The following is a 19,013-nucleotide window of genomic DNA, read 5'->3' as shown; positions in this document are numbered from 1 at the left end:
GGGCCTCGTCATCTTGCCGCAGGACCTCCCCATCACCGCGGTGCAGCAGACGGTGGAGTTCGTCAAGAGCCGCGACCTGGTGCTCGACACCCCGGTGGTGCTCGGGCCCGACGATTCGGTGTCCGACGCCACGGCGCTGATCCACAAGCGCGCGCACGGGGTCGCGGTGGTGACCTTCGAGGGCCGTCCACTAGGCCTGGTCAGCGAGTCATCGTGCCTGGGCGTGGACCGCTTCACCCGGGTGCGCGACGTCGCCTTGACCGATTTCGTCAGCGCCCCGGTGGGGACCGAGCCGCGCAAGGTCTTCGACCTGCTCGAGCAGTCACCCCTCGGTGTCGGGGTGGTGACGAACGCCGACGGCACGCTGGCCGGCGTGCTGACCCGCACCGGCGCCATTCGCGCGGGGCTGTACACCCCGGCGGTCGACGCGCGCGGGCGGCTGCGGGTGGGCGCGGCCGTCGGCATCAACGGCGACGTCGGAGCCAAGGCGCGGTCGCTGGTCGAGGCCGGGATCGACGTGCTGGTGATCGACACGGCGCACGGGCACCAGGTCAAGACCATCGAGGCGATCCGGACGGTCGCGGCGCTGCAGCTGGGGGTGCCGCTGGTGGCCGGCAACGTCGTCTCGGCCGACGGCACCCGTGACCTGCTGGACGCCGGGGCGACCATCGTGAAGGTCGGCGTCGGGCCGGGGGCGATGTGCACCACCCGGATGATGACCGGTGTCGGCCGCCCCCAGTTCTCCGCTGTTGTCGAATGCGCTTCGGCGGCACGGGAACTGGGTGGGCACGTGTGGGCCGACGGCGGCGTCCGGCACCCGCGGGACGTGGCGCTGGCGCTGGCCGCCGGGGCGTCCAACGTGATGATCGGGTCGTGGTTCGCCGGCACCTACGAGTCGCCCGGCGACCTGATGCGCGACCGCGACGACCAGCCGTACAAGGAGAGCTACGGCATGGCCTCCAAGCGTGCGGTGGTTGCGCGCAGCGGGGCGGACACGGCGTTCGACCGGGCCCGCAAGGCGCTGTTCGAGGAGGGGATTTCGACGTCCCGGATGGGCCTGGATCCGGCCCGCGGCGGGGTCGAGGACCTGCTCGATCACATCACCTCCGGCGTGCGCAGCACCTGCACCTATGTCGGCGCCGCGAATTTGGCGCAGCTGTACGAACGGGTGGTGATCGGGGTGCAGTCGACCGCGGGCTTCGCCGAGGGGCATCCGCTGCCGCAGGGGTGGTGACACGGGCGATAGTAAGGCTAGCCTTGCCTAACTATGGCTGCTAACCTACTGCGCCATGACCTCCTCTTCCCCCACCTCCTCGGCCTCCCCCGCCCACGTCAGCCCCGAGCTGCTCAGCATCCTGCGCGACGAGCTGAACGTCGACGCGGCCCGCGTGACGCCCGATGCCCGGCTGGTCGACGACGTCGGACTGGATTCGGTGGCCTTCGCCGTGGGCATGGTGGCGATCGAGGAGCGGCTGGGCGTCTCGCTGTCTGAAGAGGAACTGCTGAGCTGCGACACGGTCGCGGACCTGCAGGCCGCGATCGCCGCCAAACCCCGCGATGAGTGAACTGGCCGCGGCGCTGACGGACGCGATGCGCACGGGCACCAGCGAACTGGTTGTCTTCGACCGCGAGACGTCGACGTGGGGCCACCATCCCTGGCCGGAAGTGCACGGGCTGGCCGAGAGCATCGCCGCATGGCTGCTCGATCGGGGGCGCCCGGCCGTGGTGGGGCTGGTCGGCGAGCCGACCCTCGAATTCGTCGCCGCCATCCAGGGCGCCTGGCTCGCGGGCGCCGCCGTGTCGATCCTGCCCGGTCCGGTGCGCGGCGCCGAAGGCCGGCAATGGGCGGCCTCGACGCTGGCCCGGTTCAGCGGCATCGGCGTGCGCACCGTCTTGAGCCACGGCTCGCAGCTGGACGGCTTGCAGGCGCTGGATCCGCCCGGCGACATCGTCATCGAAAGCCTTGCCGCAGCGGCAGATACGGGTCGCTCATGCGCCGCGGTTGGCGCCGACGGGAATCCGGCAATCTTGCAGGGCACGGCGGGTTCCACCGGCTCGCCCAAGACGGCCATGCTGTCGGCGGGCGCGGTGCTGGCCAACCTGCGCGGCCTCAATCAGCGCCTCTGCGTGACGCCGGCCGACGTCGGCTGCTCGTGGCTTCCGCTGTATCACGACATGGGCCTGTCCTTCCTGCTCGCCTCGGTGCTGGGCGGGATGTCGCTATGGCTGGCGCCGACGGCGGCTTTCACCGCCTCGCCGTTTCGCTGGCTGAGTTGGCTCTCGGAGAGCCGGACGACGATCACCGCCGCGCCCAACTTCGCCTACAACCTGCTGGGCAGGTATGCCCGCCGGGTGTCCGACGTCGACCTGGGCGCGGTGCGGGTGGCCATCAACGGTGGCGAACCGGTCGACTGCGAGGGATTCCAACGGTTCGCCGACGCGATGGCCCCGTTCGGATTCGACGCCGGTGCCGCGACCCCGTCCTACGGGCTGGCCGAATCGACCTGCGCCGTGACCGTGCCTGCGCCGGGCACCGGGCTGCGCGTCGCCAGCGTCGCCGGCGAGACCGGAACGCGTCGCCACGCGGTGCTGGGCCAGCCGATTCCGGGCACCGAGATCCGCATCGCGCCGCACGACGACGCCGACGGCGACATCGGTGAGATCGAGATCCGGGGCGCCTCGCTGATGGACGGGTACCGCGACCACCCGCCACTGGACCGCGAAAACTGGCTTCCCACCGGTGATCTCGGCTTCTTCGACGAAGCCGGGCTGGTGGTGTGCGGCCGCGCCAAGGAGCTCATCACCCTCGCGGGTCGCAACATCTTCCCGACCGAGATCGAGACGGTCGCCGCCGGCGTCCGCGGGGTCCGCGAGGGCGCCGTGGTGGCGCTGGCTACCGGCGAACGGTCCGCGCGCCCTGGCCTGATCGTCGCGGCCGAATTCCGCGGGGCGGATCAGGCGGGCGCCCGCGCCGAAATCATTCAGCGCGTCGCATCCATGTGCGGCGTCGTTCCCTCCGACGTGATCTTCATGGCACCGGGGTCGCTGCCCCGCACGTCGTCGGGCAAACTGCGCCGGCTGGAAGCCCGGCGCGCTCTGGAGGCGGTGGACTAAGTGACGACAACATCCATGCCGACCGAAGAATCCGCCACCACCCTCGACGACTACCGGCGCCTGCTCGCCGGCGCGTTCGACGACCGGGTGCTGGCCTGGACAGCCGAAGCCGACGCGCGGCAACGCTTTCCGCGTGAGCTGATCGAGCACCTGGGCGCCTGCGGCGTGTTCAGCCACAAGTGGGGCACCGGACCGCTGCCCGACGTGGCCCGGCTGGTGGAACTGGCGCTGGCGCTGGGCGGGCTGTCGTCGGCCGGCATCGGGGTCGGCGTCAGCCTGCACGACTCGGCCATCTGTGTGCTGCGCCGATTCGGCAAGTCGGACTACCTCAAGGACATCTGTGAGCGGGCGATCCGCGGCCAGGCCGTGCTGTGCATCGGGGCCTCCGAGGAGTCGGGCGGGTCGGACCTGCAGATCGTTCGCACCGAAATATCCTCTCGGGACGGCGGTTTCGACGTTCGCGGCATCAAGAAGTTCGTGTCGCTGTCCCCCATCGCCGACCACATCATGGTGGTGGCCCGCAGCGTCGCCCACGACTCGGCCAGCAAACACGGCAACGTCGCGCTGATCGCGGTGCCCACCGCGCAGGTCAGCGTGCAGCGGCCCTACAACAAGCTCGGCGCCGGGCCGCTGGACACCGCCGCCGTGCACATCGACACCTGGGTGCCCGCCGATGCCCTGGTCGCGCGGGCCGGCACCGGGCTGGCCGCCATCAGCTGGGGGCTGGCGCACGAACGAATGTCGATCGCCGGGCAGATCGCCGCATCGTGTCAACGGGCGATCGGAATCACCTTGGCCCGCATGATGACTCGGCGCCAGTTCGGCCACACGCTGTTCGAGCATCAGGCGTTGCGGCTGCGGATGGCGGATCTGCAGGCGCGCGTCGATCTGCTGCGACACGGCCTGAACGGCATTGCGGCGCAGGGCCGTTTGGAGCTGCGTGCCGCCGCGGGCGTCAAGGTGACCGCGGCCCGCCTCGGTGAGGAAGTGATGTCGGAGTGCATGCACATCTTCGGCGGCTCGGGATATCTCGTCGACGAGACGCCGCTGGGGGCGTGGTGGCGCGACATGAAGCTGGCCCGGGTCGGTGGCGGCACCGACGAGGTGCTGTGGGAGTTGGTGGCCGCCGCGATGGCGCCCGACTACCGCGGCTACGAGTCGGTGATCGGGGCTTCCAGCGCGTAGAGCGCCATGCGCCGGTTGGTCGTGTCGTGCTCGCCGAGGAACTTGCATCCCGCGTACTCGCACAGCCGGCGCGCGGTGGTGTTGCGGTGATCGGGGTCGAACATGACCCGCCGGCAGCGGGGCTCGAGCGCGAAGACGCTTGCCACGATCCGGGGCAACAGCATCGGGCCCAGGCCGCGGTTCACCAGTTTCAGGTCCGCGATCGCGGCGTGCAGCCCCAGGTCGTACGGCTCGGCGTCGTAGTGACGGGAGATCAGATCCTTTGCGCCCCAATACAGTTCGAGGTAGGCGCAATCCCTGCCCCGGATGCTGCCGAGCAACGGCAGGGAATATGTCCCGTCCAGCTGGGCGCTCAGGTGCTGGCGCCACCGGGGTGCCGGCCAGTCGTATTCCCAGGCCTGCGCCAGATGCGGGCGATTCATCCACTCGGTCACCATGTCCACGTCCTCGAGCTGCGCCACGCGCATGGCGAAGGGTGGATCCAGCGTGGGAACCGGTGGGCGGGGGATGCGAACCACCTCGTCGGGGATGTCGAAGCGTTCGCGCGGCAGGACGTGAATGGACGGCGTCTGAGCGTCGGGCATAGTGCGCAGAGCCTACCGGGTAAGGTTAGCCATACCATAGTTGGGCCGGGCCGATGAGCCGAGGCGGTCGGCATGCCCGCGCCGGGCGGCGCCGTGCGGTGGCGGGCCGGGCTAGCATAAGACAGCAAAGACGGAAGCAACCGCGACCGCCCCGCCATCTGGCAGCGAAAGGATCGACGTGCCGCAGGCACCCGTGCAGGCCATCGGCTTGCGGGCGCACGGGCCGTCCGACGAACCGCGCGATGCGGAGCCTCCCCCGCCGCCTTTTCTCCTGATCGGCGTTCTCCCGTCGGGGCGGCGTAGGTCATGAACGTCACCGTCACCGTGATCAGCGTTGTGGCGATCGCGGTGCTCATTTTCGGCAACGCCGTCTTCGTCGCCGCGGAGTTCTCGCTGACCACCCTCGACCGCAGCGCGGTGGAGGCCAACGCCCGCGGCGGTGGTCGGCGGGACCGTTGGATCCGCCGCGCCCACCACCGGCTGTCGTTCCAACTGTCCGGCGCCCAGTTGGGCATCTCGGTCACCACCCTGGCGGCCGGTTACCTGACCGATCCGATGGTGGACGACCTGCCGCACCCGTGGCTGGATGCCATCGGCATACCCGACAAGGTCGGCGACGCGATCATGGCCTTTGTGGTGCTGGTGATCGTGACCTCGGTGTCGATGGTGTTCGGCGAGCTCGTCCCCAAGTACCTCGCGGTGGCCCGGCCGCTGTCCACGGCCCGCGCGGTCGTCAGCGCCCAGTTGGTGTTCTCGCTGCTGCTGACCCCGGCGATCCGCCTGACCAACGGCGCCGCCAACTGGATCGTGCGCCGGCTGGGCGTCGAACCCGCCGAGGAGTTGCGGTCGGCTCGCTCCCCGCAGGAGCTGCTGTCGCTGGTGCGTTCGTCGGCGCGCAGCGGCGCGCTGGACGCCGCCACGGCCGCCTTGGTGCGCCGCTCGCTGCAGTTCGGCACGCTCAGCGCCGAGGAACTGATGACGCCCCGCTCCAAGATCGTGGCGCTGCAGACCGACGACACGGTCGCCGACCTGGTGACCGCGGCCGCCGAGTCCGGCTTCTCCCGCTTCCCCATCGTCGACGGCGACCTCGACGAGACGGTCGGCATCGTGCACGTGAAGCAGGTGTTCGCCATCCCGCGCACCGAACGGGCCCGCACCCGGCTGGTCACGGTGGCCCAACCCGTTCCGAAGGTGCCGTCCACCCTGGACGGCGACGCGGTGATGGCCGAGATCCGGGCCAACAGCCTGCAGACCGCGCTGGTCGTCGACGAGTACGGCGGCACCGCCGGCATGGTGACCGTCGAGGACCTGATCGAAGAGATCGTCGGCGACGTCCGCGACGAGCACGACGACGCCACCCCGGACGTGGTGCCCGCCGGCAGCGGCTGGCGGGTCTCGGGCCTGCTGCGCATCGACGAGGTGGCCACCGCCATCGGTTTCCGCGCGCCGGAGGGCCCCTACGAGACCATCGGCGGCCTGGTGCTGCGCGAGATCGGTCACATCCCGGTGGCCGGTGACACGGTCAAGCTGCCCGCGCTGGACGCCGACGGCCTGCTGGACGCGGTGACCCGCTGGCAGGCGACGGTCATCCGGATGGACGGCCGCCGGATCGACCTGCTGGAGCTGATCGAACTGAGCAATCACGGCGAGGTCCCCGCCACCGGGGGGCGCCGATGAGCGACACCATGGGCCTGCTGCTGGCCTGCCTGCTGATCGGGGTGAACGCGTTCTTCGTCGGCGCGGAGTTCTCGCTGATCTCGGCGCGCCGCGACCGCCTCGAGGCGCTGGCCGAGCAGGGCAAAGCGGCCGCGGTCACGGTGATCCGTGCCGGGGAGCAACTGCCGTCGATGCTGGCCGGTGCCCAGTTGGGCGTCACGGCCGCGTCGCTGCTGCTCGGGCGGATCGGGGAGTCGGCGGTGTCCAATCTGCTGCGAACGACGCTGGGGCTGACCGGAATTCACCCGGCGCTGCTGCACACGCTGTCGTTCGCGATCGCGCTGGCGATCGTGGTGACCCTGCACGTATTGCTGGGCGAAATGGTGCCGAAGAACATCGCACTGGCCGGCCCGGAGCGCACCGCGATGCTGCTCGTGCCGCCGTACCTGGCCTACGTGCGGGCTGCCCGGCCCTTCATCGTGTTCTACAACAAATGCGCCAACGTGGTGGTGCGCGCGTTCGGCGTCGAACCCAAGGACGAGCTGGAGATCACAGTCTCACCCGTCGAGCTCAGCGAGATGATCGCGGAGTCCGAGTCCGAGGGCTTGCTGGACCGCGAGGAACGCACCCGGCTGACCCGGGCGCTGCAAATTCGCCACCGCGTGGTCGGTGACGTGGCCGTCCCCCTCGCCTCGGTGCACGCGCTTCCGGTGGCCGCGGCGGGCTCGGGGCCGACGGTCGGGGCGGTCGAGCAGGCCCTGGCCCAGACCGGCTACTCCCGGTTCCCGGTGGCCAGCGTCAGCGGCGTGTTCGTCGGATATCTGCACATCAAGGATGTGCTGACGCTCGACGACGATCCGCGGACGGTGATCGATCTGGCGATGGTGCGGCCGCTGCCGCGGCTGTCCCGGTCACTGCCGCTGGCCGACGCGCTGTCCCGGATGCGCCGCAGCAACAGCCATCTGGCGTTGGTGACCGGCGAGACCGGCGCCGTGGTCGCCATGGTGGCGATGGAAGACCTGGTTGAAGACCTCGTCGGGACCATGCGCGAGGCCTAGCGGCACTGGCCGGCCGGAACGACCGCGCGCAGCCCGTATGATCTTCACGGCTACCAGTTAAGAAAGTGCTGGAGGGCGGGCGACCGCGGGCGCGCGGAACATGCGTTGCTGGACACGGATCCCGGCGCCCGCCGCAGCGTCGTTCTTGGGGCGCTCAGCGCGGTCTGACCTGCGCCTGCCGGGTCGGGCGAATAACGCCCGCCACGCTGCGCTCGGTAGGCTTATGACATTGCCAATCTGGGCCTGTGCGGCCCATGGACGGTCCAGTGCGGCCCGTGATGGAGGAGAATCATGACTGATCGCGTGTCGGCGGGGAACCTGCGCGTCGCCCGAGTGCTCTACGACTTCGTGAACAACGAGGCGTTGCCCGGCACCGACATCGACCCGGACAGTTTCTGGGCGGGCGTCGACAAGGTCGTCACCGACCTGACCCCCAAGAACCAGGATCTGCTGCGCCGGCGGGACGAGCTGCAGGCCCAGATCGACAAGTGGCACCGGCAGCGCGTCATCGAGCCGCTCGACATCGAGGCGTACCGCAAGTTCCTCATTGAGATCGGTTATCTGCTGCCCGAGCCCGAGGACTTCACCATCACGACGTCCGGCGTCGACGACGAGATCACCACCACGGCCGGCCCGCAGCTGGTGGTCCCGGTGCTCAACGCGCGGTTCGCGCTCAACGCCGCCAACGCCCGGTGGGGCTCGCTGTACGACGCGCTGTACGGCACCGACGTCATCCCGGAAGACGACGGCGCCGAGAAGGGCTCGAGCTACAACAAGGTCCGCGGCGACAGGGTGATCGCCTACGCGCGTAAGTTCCTCGACGAAGCGGTGCCGCTGGAATCCGGGTCGTGGGCCGACGCGACGGGCCTGTCCGTCGAGGACGGCCAGCTCAAGATCGCGACCGCCGACGGCGCCGTCGGCCTGGCCAGCCCGGAGAAGTTCGCCGGCTACACCGGCGAGCTCGGCTCCCCCAGCTGGTCGGTTCTGCTGGTCAACCACGGCCTGCACATCGAGATCCTGATCGATCCGGAATCACCGATCGGCAAGACCGACTCGGCCGGCATCAAGGACGTGGTCCTGGAATCGGCCATCACCACGATCATGGACTTCGAAGACTCGGTGGCCGCCGTCGACGCCGACGACAAGGTGCTCGGCTACCGCAACTGGCTCGGACTGAACAAGGGTGACCTGTCCGAAGAGGTCAGCAAGGACGGCAAGACCTTCACCCGGGTGCTCAACGAGGACCGCACCTACAAGACACCCGACGGCGAGGGCGAGCTGACCCTGCCCGGCCGCAGCCTGCTGTTCGTGCGCAACGTCGGTCACCTGATGACCAACGACGCGATCGTCTGGAGCGAGGGCGACGAAGAAAAAGAGGTGTTCGAGGGCATCATGGATGCGCTGTTCACCGGGCTGACCGCGATCCACGGGCTCAAGACCGGTGACGCGAACGGCCCGCTGGCCAACAGCCGCACCGGGTCCATCTACATCGTCAAGCCCAAGATGCATGGACCCGACGAGGTCGCCTACACCTGCGAGCTGTTCAGCCGCGTCGAAGACGTTCTCGGCCTGCCCCAGGGCACCCTGAAGGTCGGCATCATGGACGAGGAACGGCGCACCACCGTCAACCTCAAGGCCTGCATCAAGGCCGCGGCCGACCGGGTCGTGTTCATCAACACCGGCTTCCTGGACCGCACCGGCGACGAGATCCACACCTCGATGGAGGCCGGCCCGATGATCCGCAAGGGCGCGATGAAGAACAGCACCTGGATCAAGGCCTACGAGGACGCCAACGTCGACATCGGGCTGGCGGCCGGCTTCAAGGGCAAGGCCCAGATCGGTAAGGGCATGTGGGCGATGACCGAGCTGATGGCCGACATGGTCGAGCAGAAGATCGGCCAGCCCAAGGCGGGCGCGACCACCGCGTGGGTGCCCTCGCCGACGGCGGCCACCCTGCACGCGATGCACTACCACTACGTCGACGTCGGCGCCGTGCAGGAGGAACTCGCCGGCAAGAAGCGCACCAAGATCGAGGAGTTGCTGACCATCCCGCTGGCCAAGGAACTGGCCTGGGCCTCCGAGGAGATCCGCGAAGAGGTCGACAACAACTGCCAGTCCATCCTGGGCTACGTGGTGCGCTGGGTGGCCCAGGGCGTCGGCTGCTCCAAGGTGCCCGACATCCACGACGTGGCGCTCATGGAAGACCGTGCCACGCTGCGGATTTCGAGCCAGCTGCTGGCCAACTGGCTGCGCCACGGGGTGATCACCGAGGAGGACGTGCGGGCCAGCCTGGAGCGGATGGCCCCGCTGGTCGACGAGCAGAACGCCAAGGACGCGGCCTACCAGCCGATGGCGCCCAACTTCGACGACAGCCTGGCCTTCCTCGCCGCCCAGGATCTGATCCTGACCGGAACGCAGCAGCCCAACGGCTACACCGAGCCGATCCTGCATCGCCGTCGGCGGGAAGCCAAGGCAGCCGGCCCGCAGAATTGAGCCCGCGCTCAGTTCGGGTTCGAAACGTGGCATAGCGCCGCCGATGACTAAGATCGGCGCCGAGTTAACGATGGATCGACGGAAAGGCCGAGGGCACTGCTATGGGTAGGCACAGTGCGCCCGACCCTGACGACTCCCTCGACGAGCCATCTCGCGACGACGCCGTCGACGAGCCGTCTCGAGGGCACGAGGCAGGAGATCACCGCCGGGATGCCGGCGCGGATTCGGAAGCCGACCTCTACTCGGACGACGATGACTACGCCGATGAGGGCGACTATGCCGACGAGGGTGGTTACTACTCCGCCGAGCGTGGCCATCCCGACGACGCCTACCCGGCCGAGGATGCCTTCGCAGCCGGCGCCGCCGACGACTACCCGGAGTTCCCGTCGCGGCAGGCGGCCCCGTCGAAGCCTGAGCCGGCGGCCGCATCGCCGTCGCTCTTCCGGGGCGGGCATCGCGGGCTCGGCGATTGGCGGGGCGGTCACCGCAGTGAGGCCGGCCGTCGCGGCGTCAGCATCGGCGTGATCGTGGCGCTGGTCGCGGTCGTGGTCGTGGTGGGAGCGGTCATCCTGTGGAGCTTCTTCGGTGACGCGTTGTCCAAGCGTTCACACAAGGCGGCCGGCGGCTGCGTCGGGGGTCAGGAAACGGTGCCCGTCGTGGCCGATCCGTCCATCGCCGATGCCATCGGGCAATTCGCGGAGAGCTACAACAAATCCGCCGGGCCGATCGGTGACCGCTGCATGGTGGTGAGCGTCAAGCCGGCCAACTCCGACGCCGTGCTGAACGGTTTCATCGGCAAGTGGCCCGCGGAACTGGGCGGCCAGCCGGCGCTGTGGATTCCGGGCAGTTCGATCTCCGCCGCGCGACTCGCCGGCGCCACGGCGCAAAAGACCATCACCGAGAGCCATTCGCTGGCCACCTCGCCGGTGGTGCTGGCCATCCGTCCCCAACTCGCGCCGGCCCTGGCCAACCAGAACTGGGCGGCGCTACCCGGGCTGCAAACCAATCCGAATGCATTGGCGGGGCTGAATTTACCGGGATGGGGCCCGCTGCGCCTGGCGCTGCCGATGAACGGCAATGCGGACGCCTCGTTTCTGGCCGGCGAGGCGGTGGCGGCCGCGTCGGTGCCGCCCGGCGCACCGGTGACGCAGGGCACCGGCGCGGTGCGCAGCCTGTTGAGCGCGCAACCCAAGCTGGCCGACAACTCGCTGACCGAAGCGATGAACACCCTGCTGAAGCCCGGTGACGCCGCAACCGCGCCGGTGCACGCGGTGGTCACCACCGAACAGCAACTGTTCCAGCGCGGGCAATCGTTGCCAGACGCCAAGGGCGCCTTGGCCTTCTGGCTGCCGCCCGGGTCCGCGGCGGTTGCCGACTACCCCACCGTCCTGCTCAGCGGCTCATGGCTCACCCGCGAACAGGCCTCGGCGGCCAGCGAGTTCTCGCGATTCATGCACAAGTCCGACCAGCAGGCCAAGCTGGCCAAGGCCGGCTTCCGCGTCAACGGGGTGAAACCGCCGAGTAGCCCGGTCACCAATTTCCCGTCGCTGCCCGCGGCGCTGTCGGTGGGCGACGACGCGATGCGCGCCACGCTCGCCGAGGCGATGGCCAGCCCGTCGAGCGGGCAGGCCACGACCATCATGCTCGACCAGTCGATGCCCGGTCAGGAAGGTGGAAAAACCCGCCTGGCCAACGTGATCGGGGCGCTGCAGGACCGGATCAAGGCGCTGCCCGCGTCCGCGGTGGTGGGCCTGTGGACGTTCGACGGCCACGAGGGCCGTTCGGAGGTGGCCAGCGGCCCGTTGTCCGACCCCGTTAACGGCCAGCCGCGTTCGGCCGCGCTGGCCGCCGCGCTGGACAAGCAGTACTCGTCGGGTGGTGGCGCGGTGTCATTCACCACCCTGCGGATGCTCTACCAGGACATGCAGGCCAATTATCATGCGGGCCAGAACAATTCGATCCTGTTGATCACCGCGGGGCCACACACCGACCAGACGCTGGACGGGGCGGGGCTACAGGACTTCATCCGCAAGAGTGCCGACCCGGCCAAGCCCATCGCGGTGAACGTCATCGATTTCGGGGCCGACCCGGACCGCGCGACCTGGGAAGCGGTCGCCCAACTCAGTGGCGGCAGCTACCAGAACCTCGCGACGTCGGCGGCCCCCGACCTCGCGTCGGCGGTCAACAACTTTCTGAGCTGACAGCGCTGACCGGCCGGGCCCACCCAGCTCGTAGCCGATGCCGCGGGACGCGAAGCGAAGATCCCGGTCGTTGCGCGATCAGTGCGGCGTTCGGATGCCGATCCCGGATGAATCCGCCGCCGCCCCTGTCCAACGACGGCGGTCTGTGCCAGACTCCACGATAGAATCCGCCTTGATTTCTATCAGGCGTGGGCTGAGGGAGACGTATTCGAAGATGTCCGCTGCACCAGCCGGCCCGGCGCTGACGCCGGCATTGCACCCGATCGGTCCCGGTTCGGCGACGTGGCGGCGCGGCATCGACTGGCGGATGCCGCTCGCCAGCCGAGCGACGCTGTTGCTGCAAGTGGCGCACCCGGTGATCGGCGCCGGGGTGATCGATCATTCGGAGTTCCTCAGGGACAGGTGGGGGCGCATCTCGCGGACACTGGCCGCGGTGCGGCGCTATCACGGATTTCACGGGCCGCAGGCCGCCGTCGCCGAGGGTCAGCGGCTTCGCGACGTGCACCGCAACATCTCCGGGATGGACGCGCTCGGGCGCAGCTATCACGCACTGAATCCGGACGCGTACCTGTGGGCGCATGCCACCACCTATGCGGGTGCCGCCGACGTGCGCCGGGTGTTCGGCGGGACGCTCGACGGCGCGACCGAGGACGCGTTGTTTCGCGAGTGGCGAGACGTCGCGGGGATCCTGCGCATCCCCGAACGGGTGATCCCGCAGACGCGGGCGGCGTTCTGGGATTACTACCACGACACCGTCGAACGCCGTCTGGAACGCAACGCCGCGACCGAACTGCTCCTGGAACTGGACCGCTATCCGATGCCCGTGCCGCCCGGCGTGCGTGTGCCACAACTGGTGTGGAATTCGGCCGCGGCTCCGCTGGCCGCGCTGCTGAGGCTGACCACCGCCGGACTGTTGCCGGTGACCCTCCGGGAACGGCTGCGCATCGAGTGGACTGCCGAACGCAAACAGCGGTTTGAGCGCGCGGTGGTCGCGGTGCGGGCATTGGACCGCGCGCTGCCCGCCAGGGTCCGCTACCCCGCGGCGCACCGCGGCGAGCCGGTGTTCGAATCCGTCTGAGCTGTCAATTAATTCAGGAAGGCACAGCATGGCCCATCCCCTGCCCACCGGCCCGGAGGACGCGGCGGTGCCGCCGGATCGGGGCGCCCGGCGGGCGGACACCGATTCCCTCGACACGGCGTTTCTGGCCGAGGAGATGTCGCCGTGGCTGTCCCCGGCCTACGGTGCGGCGAACGTCGTGATGCAACTGGCGAATCCGGGTGTGGCCTATGGGGTGATGGAGAGCAAGGTCGACAGCGGCAACCTGTACAAGCATCCCTTCAAAAGGGCCCGCACCACCTTCACCTACATCGCGGTGGCCATCGCCGGCAATGCCAACGACCGCAAAATCTATCGGGACGCGGTCAACGCCGCACACGTCCAGGTGCGCTCCGGGCCGCAAAGCCCGGTGCGCTACAACGCCTTCGACCCCGCGCTGCAGCTCTGGGTGGCCTCCTGCATGGCCGCGGTCTTCGAGGACACCCGCAAGCTGCGGGGCGGCCGCTCGCGGCGCGACCCCGAGGCGGTGCACCGGGCCGCGTCGGTGTTCGCCACCACGCTGCAGGTGCCGCGGGACATGTGGCCCGCCGACCTGGACGCAGCCGCCCGCTATTGGCAGGACCAACTCGATCGGCTCGACTTCGACGACCGGATGCGCAGCTATCTGACCGGCATCGCGCGCCTCGATTTCCTGCCCGCACCCATCCCGGCGCTGTTCAGCCGATGGAACCTCTTCATGACCCTGGGCTACCTGCCCCCGCAGCTGCGCGACAAGCTCGGGTTCGCCTGGTCGGACGCGCAGCAACGCCGATTCGACCGCTGGCAGCGCATCTTCGGGCTGCTCGACCTGTTCACACCGCGGTTCCTGGTGCGCCTCGGCGTACACGCGGTGGTGTGGGACATGCGATTGCGTCACCGGATCGGCGCGACGGTGGTGTGACCGACCAGCTCAAGGAGGACCGGGCATGACGACGACGGCGAGTTTCCATGGCAGCGTGGCCGGCGCGGCGTCGAAACCGGACGCGGCGCGCCGGGAACTGGCGGACGACGTACGGTGGTTCGCGGGCTCGCCCTTGGCGGCGGCGTTCGGCCGCCTCGCCCTCGACCAGGTGGCGCACCGCGAAATCGCGGCGGCGGTGGACCGCAGCGGACGGTTCGCGGACAACTTCACCGACCGTGGCATCCGCAGTTTCGCATTCACCGCCCTGGCGACCTTCGGCGACAGTTCGGACGTGCGGACGTCGCGGGCCGACCTGAAGCGACTGCATCGAGACGTGCGGGGCGCCGGCAAGGACTCGTTCAGCGACACCCGTTACAGCGCACTGAATCCCGACGTGTGGATCTGGGTGGCGGTGAGCGGCCTCAACCTGCTGTATCAGGCCTATCTGCGGGTGTGCGGTCGCCGGCTCACCGCGGCCGAGAAGGAGGTCGTCTACCAGACGCTGCGGGGCGAACTGCAGTTCCTGGAATTGCCCAGTAAGCAGGCGAAGCTGCCGGCGACCCTGCACGACATGCTCGAGTACTACGACTCCGTCGCCGTGAAAGACCTGGCGGACAACGAATTTCTGCAATTCGCGAATCGCAGTTTCGTCGCGCCGCCCATCCCGAAGTTGTTGGTAGCCAAACAAGTTCGGCCACTGCTGCGATTGGTGTGGCCGGTGATGACGACGCTGGCGTCGCGGCCGGTGATCGTGTGTTCCGCCGCGGTCGCCCATCCGGCCATGCGCGAGCTGCTGGGCGTGCGGTGGGGTGCGCGCGAGCAATTCGAGTTCGCCGTCTACGTTGCCGCGTTGCAGCTGGGCTGGCGATGGTTGCCGCGACGGCTCGCCCTGGAGCCGTTGGCCTACAACCGCTACCAGTACGAGCGGCTGCGCGACCGGTATCGCTCGGTGCTGCTGGATTCCTTCGCCGCGCCCGACCGGCCTGATTCGGCACACTAGGTCGCGAAGCGCCCGGCGGCGCCCGATAGCGCACAATCGTCGTGACACCCCGATCGGCTGGAGGCCAGATGGTAGACCCCGCGATGCTGCTCGGCTTGGTGCCCGACGGCCTGGCCACCCTCGATCCGACCGCCCGCACCATCGTCACCGCGGCGCGCACCTGCTTTACCGAGCGCGGATTCTCCAACACCACCATGCAGGACATCGCCGACACCGCCGGTGTCGGCGTCGCCACGGTCTACCGCCGGTTCCGGCACAAGCGAAACCTGGTGCGGCTGACCATCATGGACGAGTCGCTACGGCTCAGCACGCTGGTCTCCGAGGTCGCCGGCCGGGCGTCGACACCGCAGGAAGGGATCGCCGAAGTCTTCGCCGCCTTCGTTCACGAAGCCTCGGCGCCCAAGCTGCTGACCCGAAGCATCCGCGAATCACCCGCCGCCGGTGAGCTGACCGCCTACCTGACCGATGAGAACCTGATCGCCATGACCCGCGGCTACATCGCCACGTGGCTTCGCCGCTGGCAGGAGCGCGGCGAGCTGGCGGCCGATCTCGACACCGAGATCGTCGGCGAGATGATCGGGCGGCTGATCATTTCGCTGATCAAGACGCCGCAATCGGCCATCCCGATTTACAACCTGAGCCAGGCCCGCGATTTCGCCCGCCGGTATCTGGTGCCGTTGGTGGTGCCGGCCCCGGCGACGACGCCCGGCTGAGGGCCGGCCGGACCGTCAGGCGAACGCCTCCACCGGCGGGCACGAGCAGACCAGATTGCGGTCGCCGTAGGCGCCGTCGATGCGACGCACCGGCGGCCAGACCTTCGGCCGGAACTCCTTGCCCAGCGGGTAGGCAGCCTGCTCCCGGGTGTACGGGTGGTCCCAGTCGCTGACCACCAGGCACTCGGCCGTGTGGGGCGCACCGCGCAGCGGGTTGTCTTCAACAGGCCACTCCCCCGCGCCCACCCGGTCGATCTCGGTGCGGATGGCGATCATCGCGTCACAGAAGGCGTCGACCTCGGTCAGGCTCTCGCTCTCGGTGGGCTCCACCATCAGCGTGCCGGCCACCGGGAAGCTCATGGTCGGTGCGTGAAACCCGTAGTCCGCCAGGCGCTTTGCCACATCGTCGACGGTGACTCCGGTGGACTTGGTGATGCCCCGCAGGTCCAGGATGCACTCGTGGGCGACCATGCCGTTCTCGCCGGTGTAGAGCACCGGGAAGTACTCGTCGAGTCGCCGGGCGATGTAGTTGGCCGACGTGATCGCGGTCAGCGAGGCCGCGCGCAGCCCCTCGGCGCCCATCATCCTGATGTAGGCCCAGCTGATCGGCAGGATCGAGGCCGACCCGTAGGGCGCCGCGGACACCGGGTGGCCCTGGGGTAGTTCGGGGGCGTACGGATGCCCGGGCAGGAACGGCGCCAGGTGCGCGCGCACCGCCACCGGCCCCACGCCGGGCCCCCCGCCGCCGTGCGGGATGCAGAACGTCTTGTGCAGGTTCAGGTGGCTGACGTCGCCGCCGAATTTGCCCGGCCGGGCCAACCCGACCAGCGCGTTGAGGTTGGCGCCGTCGACGTACACCTGGCCGCCGGCGTCGTGCACCGCGGCGCAGATCTCGGCGATGTCGTGCTCGTAGACGCCGTGCGTGGACGGATAGGTGATCATCAGCGCGGACAGCCGGTCGCGGTGCTCGCCGACCTTGGCGCGCAGGTCCTCGAGATCCACGTCGCCGTTGGTGTGGCAGGCCACCACCACGACCCGCATCCCGGCCAGGGCCGCCGAGGCCGCGTTGGTGCCGTGTGCGCTGGACGGGATGAGGCAGATGTCGCGGTGCGGTTCCCCGCGGCTGGCGTGGTAATCGTGAATGGCCAGCAGGCCGGCGTACTCGCCCTGCGACCCGGCGTTGGGCTGCAGCGAGACGGCGTCGTAGCCGGTGATCTGCACCAGCCAGGTCTCCAGCTCGGCGATCAGGCGCCGCAGCCCGGGGGTGTCGGACGCCGGCGCGAAGGGATGCTGGCGGGCGAATTCCGGCCAGGTGATGGGCTCCATCTCCGCGGCGGCGTTCAGCTTCATGGTGCACGACCCGAGCGGAATCATGCTGCGGTCCAACGCGATATCCTTGTCGGCCAGCGCGCGCAGGTAGCGCATCATCGCGGTCTCGGTGCGGTACTGGGTGAAGGCGGGGTGGGTGAGGAACTCCGACGTGCGGGTGACGATGCCGGCGTCGGCACCCGCCTGCCCGGTAGGTCGCACCCCGAAGGCGTCGAGCACGGCGGCGACGTGCTCGCCGGTGGTGGCCTCGTCGCAGGCCACCGACACGTGGTCGTCGTCGACCCGCCACAGGTTGATGCCCTTGGCCTTGGCCGCGGCGATCACCTCGGCGGCGCGCCCGGGCACCCTGGCCAGCACGGTGTCGAAGTACTTGTCGTGCACCAGCGCATCGCCGAGCGCGGCGGCGATAGCCCCGGCGTGGCCGTGGACGCGGCGCGCGATCGCCGTCAGCCCCTCGGCGCCGTGGTAGCTGGCGTACATCGCGGCCATCACCGCCAGCAGCACCTGCGCGGTACAGATGTTGCTGGTCGCCTTGTCGCGGCGGATGTGCTGTTCGCGCGTCTGCAGCGCCAGCCGGTAGGCGGGCGAACCGTCGGCGTCCAGCGACACCCCGACCAGCCGGCCCGGCAGCTGACGCGCGTGGTTGGCGTGCACCGCCAGGTAGCCGGCGTGTGGTCCCCCGAATCCCATTGGCACGCCGAATCTTTGGGTGCTGCCGAAGGCGACGTCGGCGCCGATCTCACCGGGCGGCGTGACCAGCGTCATGGCGAGCAGGTCGGCGCCGATGGCGACCAATGCGCCGCGCTCGTGGGCCTGCTCGACCAGGGCCGACCAGTCGGTGACCCGGCCGCTGGCCCCCGGCAGCTGGGCGATGACGCCGAAGAAGTCCCCGTCGGGCAGGCCGTCACGCAGGTCGGCGGTGACGATCTCGATGCCCAGCGGCTTGGCCCGGGTGGCCACGATGGCCGCGGTCTGGGTGAACAGGTCGGCGTCCATCACCAGGCGGTTGGCCTTGCCACGAGCCGCCCGGTGCATCAGCGTCATGGCCTCCGCCGCCGCGGTGCCCTCGTCCAGCATCGAGGCGTTGGCGACCTCGAGGCCGGTGAGGTCGGCGACCATCGTCTGGAAATTCAGCAGCGCCTCGAGCCGGCCCTGGCTGATCTCCGGCTGGTACGGCGTGTAGGCGGTGTACCAGGCCGGGTTCTCCAGGATGTTGCGCAGCAATACCGGCGGGGTGAGCGTGTCGTAGTAGCCCTGCCCGATCATGGACACGGCCACCGTGTTGGCCTCGGCCAGCGACCGCAGCTCGGCCAGCGCCTCGGTCTCGGTGGCCGCCGGCGGCAGTTGGTCCAGACCGGGTGCGACGCCGCCGTCGCCGCGCCGGTCCAGGATGCCGGCCGGCACCGCCTTGGCGGCCAGGTCGTCCAGCGAGTCGACACCGATGACGGCGAGCATGGCCGCGACGGCCTGACTGTCCGGGCCGATGTGCCGAGCTGCAAAGGTGAATTGATCGGACACTGGAACTCCTGTGTGGGCGGGCGAAGACGGATCGGGGCAGAGGACTAACGGCCCTCTCCCTCTGTCTTCACCCATCGCCGGGCGCCTGAGAGATTCGGCGCCCGCTACCGAGCGCCTTTCCCCATCGGCGGGTGCGGACCCACAGGTCCACGCCGCTTTCCAGAG

General features: G+C 69.5%; 14 protein-coding genes. 12 read left to right on the top strand and 2 right to left on the bottom strand.

Annotation, left to right across the window (positions count from 1 at the left end; all coding sequences use genetic code 11):
* From A5659_RS11770 to mbtN, 4 genes are all read left to right on the top strand, one after another.
* On the top strand, positions 1-1,234 hold a 1,234-nt coding region (locus tag A5659_RS11770; protein WP_067181200.1), incomplete at its 5' end, for a GuaB1 family IMP dehydrogenase-related protein.
* 55 nt (positions 1,235-1,289) lie between these two features.
* Positions 1,290-1,565, top strand: coding sequence for an acyl carrier protein (locus A5659_RS11765; RefSeq protein WP_066878209.1), 276 nt, complete (start codon positions 1,290-1,292; stop codon positions 1,563-1,565).
* On the top strand, positions 1,558-3,114 hold the full coding sequence (gene mbtM / locus A5659_RS11760; protein WP_067181196.1) for a long-chain-fatty acid--ACP ligase MbtM: 1,557 nt from the start codon (positions 1,558-1,560) through the stop codon (positions 3,112-3,114). The genes A5659_RS11765 and mbtM overlap by 8 nt, the downstream gene beginning before the upstream one ends.
* Before the next feature lie 15 nt (positions 3,115-3,129).
* The gene (gene mbtN / locus A5659_RS11755; RefSeq protein WP_067181193.1) at positions 3,130-4,299 is read left to right on the top strand and encodes a mycobactin biosynthesis acyl-ACP dehydrogenase MbtN; all 1,170 of its coding nucleotides are present in this window, start codon (positions 3,130-3,132) and stop codon (positions 4,297-4,299) included.
* Here the strand turns inward: mbtN and A5659_RS11750 are convergent.
* Positions 4,266-4,883 carry a GNAT family N-acetyltransferase gene (locus A5659_RS11750; protein WP_067181190.1) on the bottom strand — a complete coding sequence of 206 codons (618 nt, stop codon included), beginning with the start codon at positions 4,881-4,883 and terminating at the stop codon, positions 4,266-4,268. The genes mbtN and A5659_RS11750 overlap by 34 nt on opposite strands.
* Positions 4,884-5,189: 306 nt before the next feature.
* On the opposite strand from A5659_RS11750, the gene A5659_RS11745 reads away from it, so the two are divergent.
* The 8 genes from A5659_RS11745 to A5659_RS11710 all read left to right on the top strand — a co-directional run bounded on the left by A5659_RS11745 (position 5,190) and on the right by A5659_RS11710 (position 16,001).
* Positions 5,190-6,560 carry a hemolysin family protein gene (locus A5659_RS11745; protein WP_066878217.1) on the top strand — a complete coding sequence of 457 codons (1,371 nt, stop codon included), beginning with the start codon at positions 5,190-5,192 and terminating at the stop codon, positions 6,558-6,560.
* Complete coding sequence (locus tag A5659_RS11740) at positions 6,557-7,597, top strand: hemolysin family protein (RefSeq protein ID WP_067181187.1); 1,041 nt, start codon at positions 6,557-6,559, stop codon at positions 7,595-7,597. The genes A5659_RS11745 and A5659_RS11740 overlap by 4 nt, the downstream gene beginning before the upstream one ends.
* 291 nt (positions 7,598-7,888) lie before the next feature.
* The gene (locus A5659_RS11735; RefSeq protein WP_067181184.1) at positions 7,889-10,090 is read left to right on the top strand and encodes a malate synthase G; all 2,202 of its coding nucleotides are present in this window, start codon (positions 7,889-7,891) and stop codon (positions 10,088-10,090) included.
* Between the two features lie 101 nt (positions 10,091-10,191).
* Positions 10,192-12,291, top strand: coding sequence for a substrate-binding domain-containing protein (locus tag A5659_RS11730; RefSeq protein WP_067181182.1), 2,100 nt, complete (start codon positions 10,192-10,194; stop codon positions 12,289-12,291).
* A 214-nt stretch (positions 12,292-12,505) separates the two neighbouring features.
* The gene (locus A5659_RS11725) at positions 12,506-13,369 is read left to right on the top strand and encodes an oxygenase MpaB family protein (protein ID WP_067181179.1); all 864 of its coding nucleotides are present in this window, start codon (positions 12,506-12,508) and stop codon (positions 13,367-13,369) included.
* Positions 13,370-13,397: 28 nt separating this feature from the next.
* A complete protein-coding gene (locus A5659_RS11720) occupies positions 13,398-14,288 on the top strand; it encodes an oxygenase MpaB family protein (protein WP_067181176.1) in 891 nt (296 codons plus the stop codon).
* A 25-nt stretch (positions 14,289-14,313) separates the two neighbouring features.
* A complete protein-coding gene (locus tag A5659_RS11715) occupies positions 14,314-15,288 on the top strand; it encodes an oxygenase MpaB family protein (RefSeq protein ID WP_067181173.1) in 975 nt (324 codons plus the stop codon).
* Positions 15,289-15,356: 68 nt separating this feature from the next.
* Positions 15,357-16,001, top strand: coding sequence for a TetR/AcrR family transcriptional regulator (locus A5659_RS11710; RefSeq protein ID WP_066872744.1), 645 nt, complete (start codon positions 15,357-15,359; stop codon positions 15,999-16,001).
* Positions 16,002-16,016: 15 nt separating this feature from the next.
* Here A5659_RS11710 and gcvP read toward each other — a convergent pair whose 3' ends face one another.
* Complete coding sequence (gcvP, locus tag A5659_RS11705; protein WP_067181170.1) at positions 16,017-18,848, bottom strand: aminomethyl-transferring glycine dehydrogenase; 2,832 nt, start codon at positions 18,846-18,848, stop codon at positions 16,017-16,019.
* Positions 18,849-19,013: the final 165 nt, after the last annotated feature.

Source organism: Mycobacterium sp. 1165196.3, assembly GCF_001673415.1.
Taxonomy (GTDB): Bacteria; Actinomycetota; Actinomycetes; order Mycobacteriales; family Mycobacteriaceae; genus Mycobacterium; species Mycobacterium europaeum_A.
The sequence above is the reverse complement of the archived record's forward strand: the minus strand, read 5'-3'. Positions and strand labels throughout refer to the sequence as shown.

Excerpts from the sequence above, each read along its gene's own strand:
- A5659_RS11765 (WP_066878209.1), top strand. The coding sequence starts at position 1,290 with ATGACCTCCTCTTCCCCCACCTCCTCGGCCTCCCCCGCCCACGTCAGC.
- A5659_RS11750 (WP_067181190.1), bottom strand. The coding sequence starts at position 4,883 with ATGCCCGACGCTCAGACGCCGTCCATTCACGTCCTGCCGCGCGAACGC.
- A5659_RS11745 (WP_066878217.1), top strand. The coding sequence starts at position 5,190 with ATGAACGTCACCGTCACCGTGATCAGCGTTGTGGCGATCGCGGTGCTC.
- A5659_RS11730 (WP_067181182.1), top strand. The coding sequence starts at position 10,192 with ATGGGTAGGCACAGTGCGCCCGACCCTGACGACTCCCTCGACGAGCCA.
- A5659_RS11715 (WP_067181173.1), top strand. The coding sequence starts at position 14,314 with ATGACGACGACGGCGAGTTTCCATGGCAGCGTGGCCGGCGCGGCGTCG.
- A5659_RS11720 (WP_067181176.1), top strand. The coding sequence starts at position 13,398 with ATGGCCCATCCCCTGCCCACCGGCCCGGAGGACGCGGCGGTGCCGCCG.
- A5659_RS11725 (WP_067181179.1), top strand. The coding sequence starts at position 12,506 with ATGTCCGCTGCACCAGCCGGCCCGGCGCTGACGCCGGCATTGCACCCG.
- A5659_RS11710 (WP_066872744.1), top strand. The coding sequence starts at position 15,357 with ATGGTAGACCCCGCGATGCTGCTCGGCTTGGTGCCCGACGGCCTGGCC.
- A5659_RS11740 (WP_067181187.1), top strand. The coding sequence starts at position 6,557 with ATGAGCGACACCATGGGCCTGCTGCTGGCCTGCCTGCTGATCGGGGTG.
- mbtM (WP_067181196.1), top strand. The coding sequence starts at position 1,558 with ATGAGTGAACTGGCCGCGGCGCTGACGGACGCGATGCGCACGGGCACC.
- A5659_RS11735 (WP_067181184.1), top strand. The coding sequence starts at position 7,889 with ATGACTGATCGCGTGTCGGCGGGGAACCTGCGCGTCGCCCGAGTGCTC.
- mbtN (WP_067181193.1), top strand. The coding sequence starts at position 3,130 with ATGCCGACCGAAGAATCCGCCACCACCCTCGACGACTACCGGCGCCTG.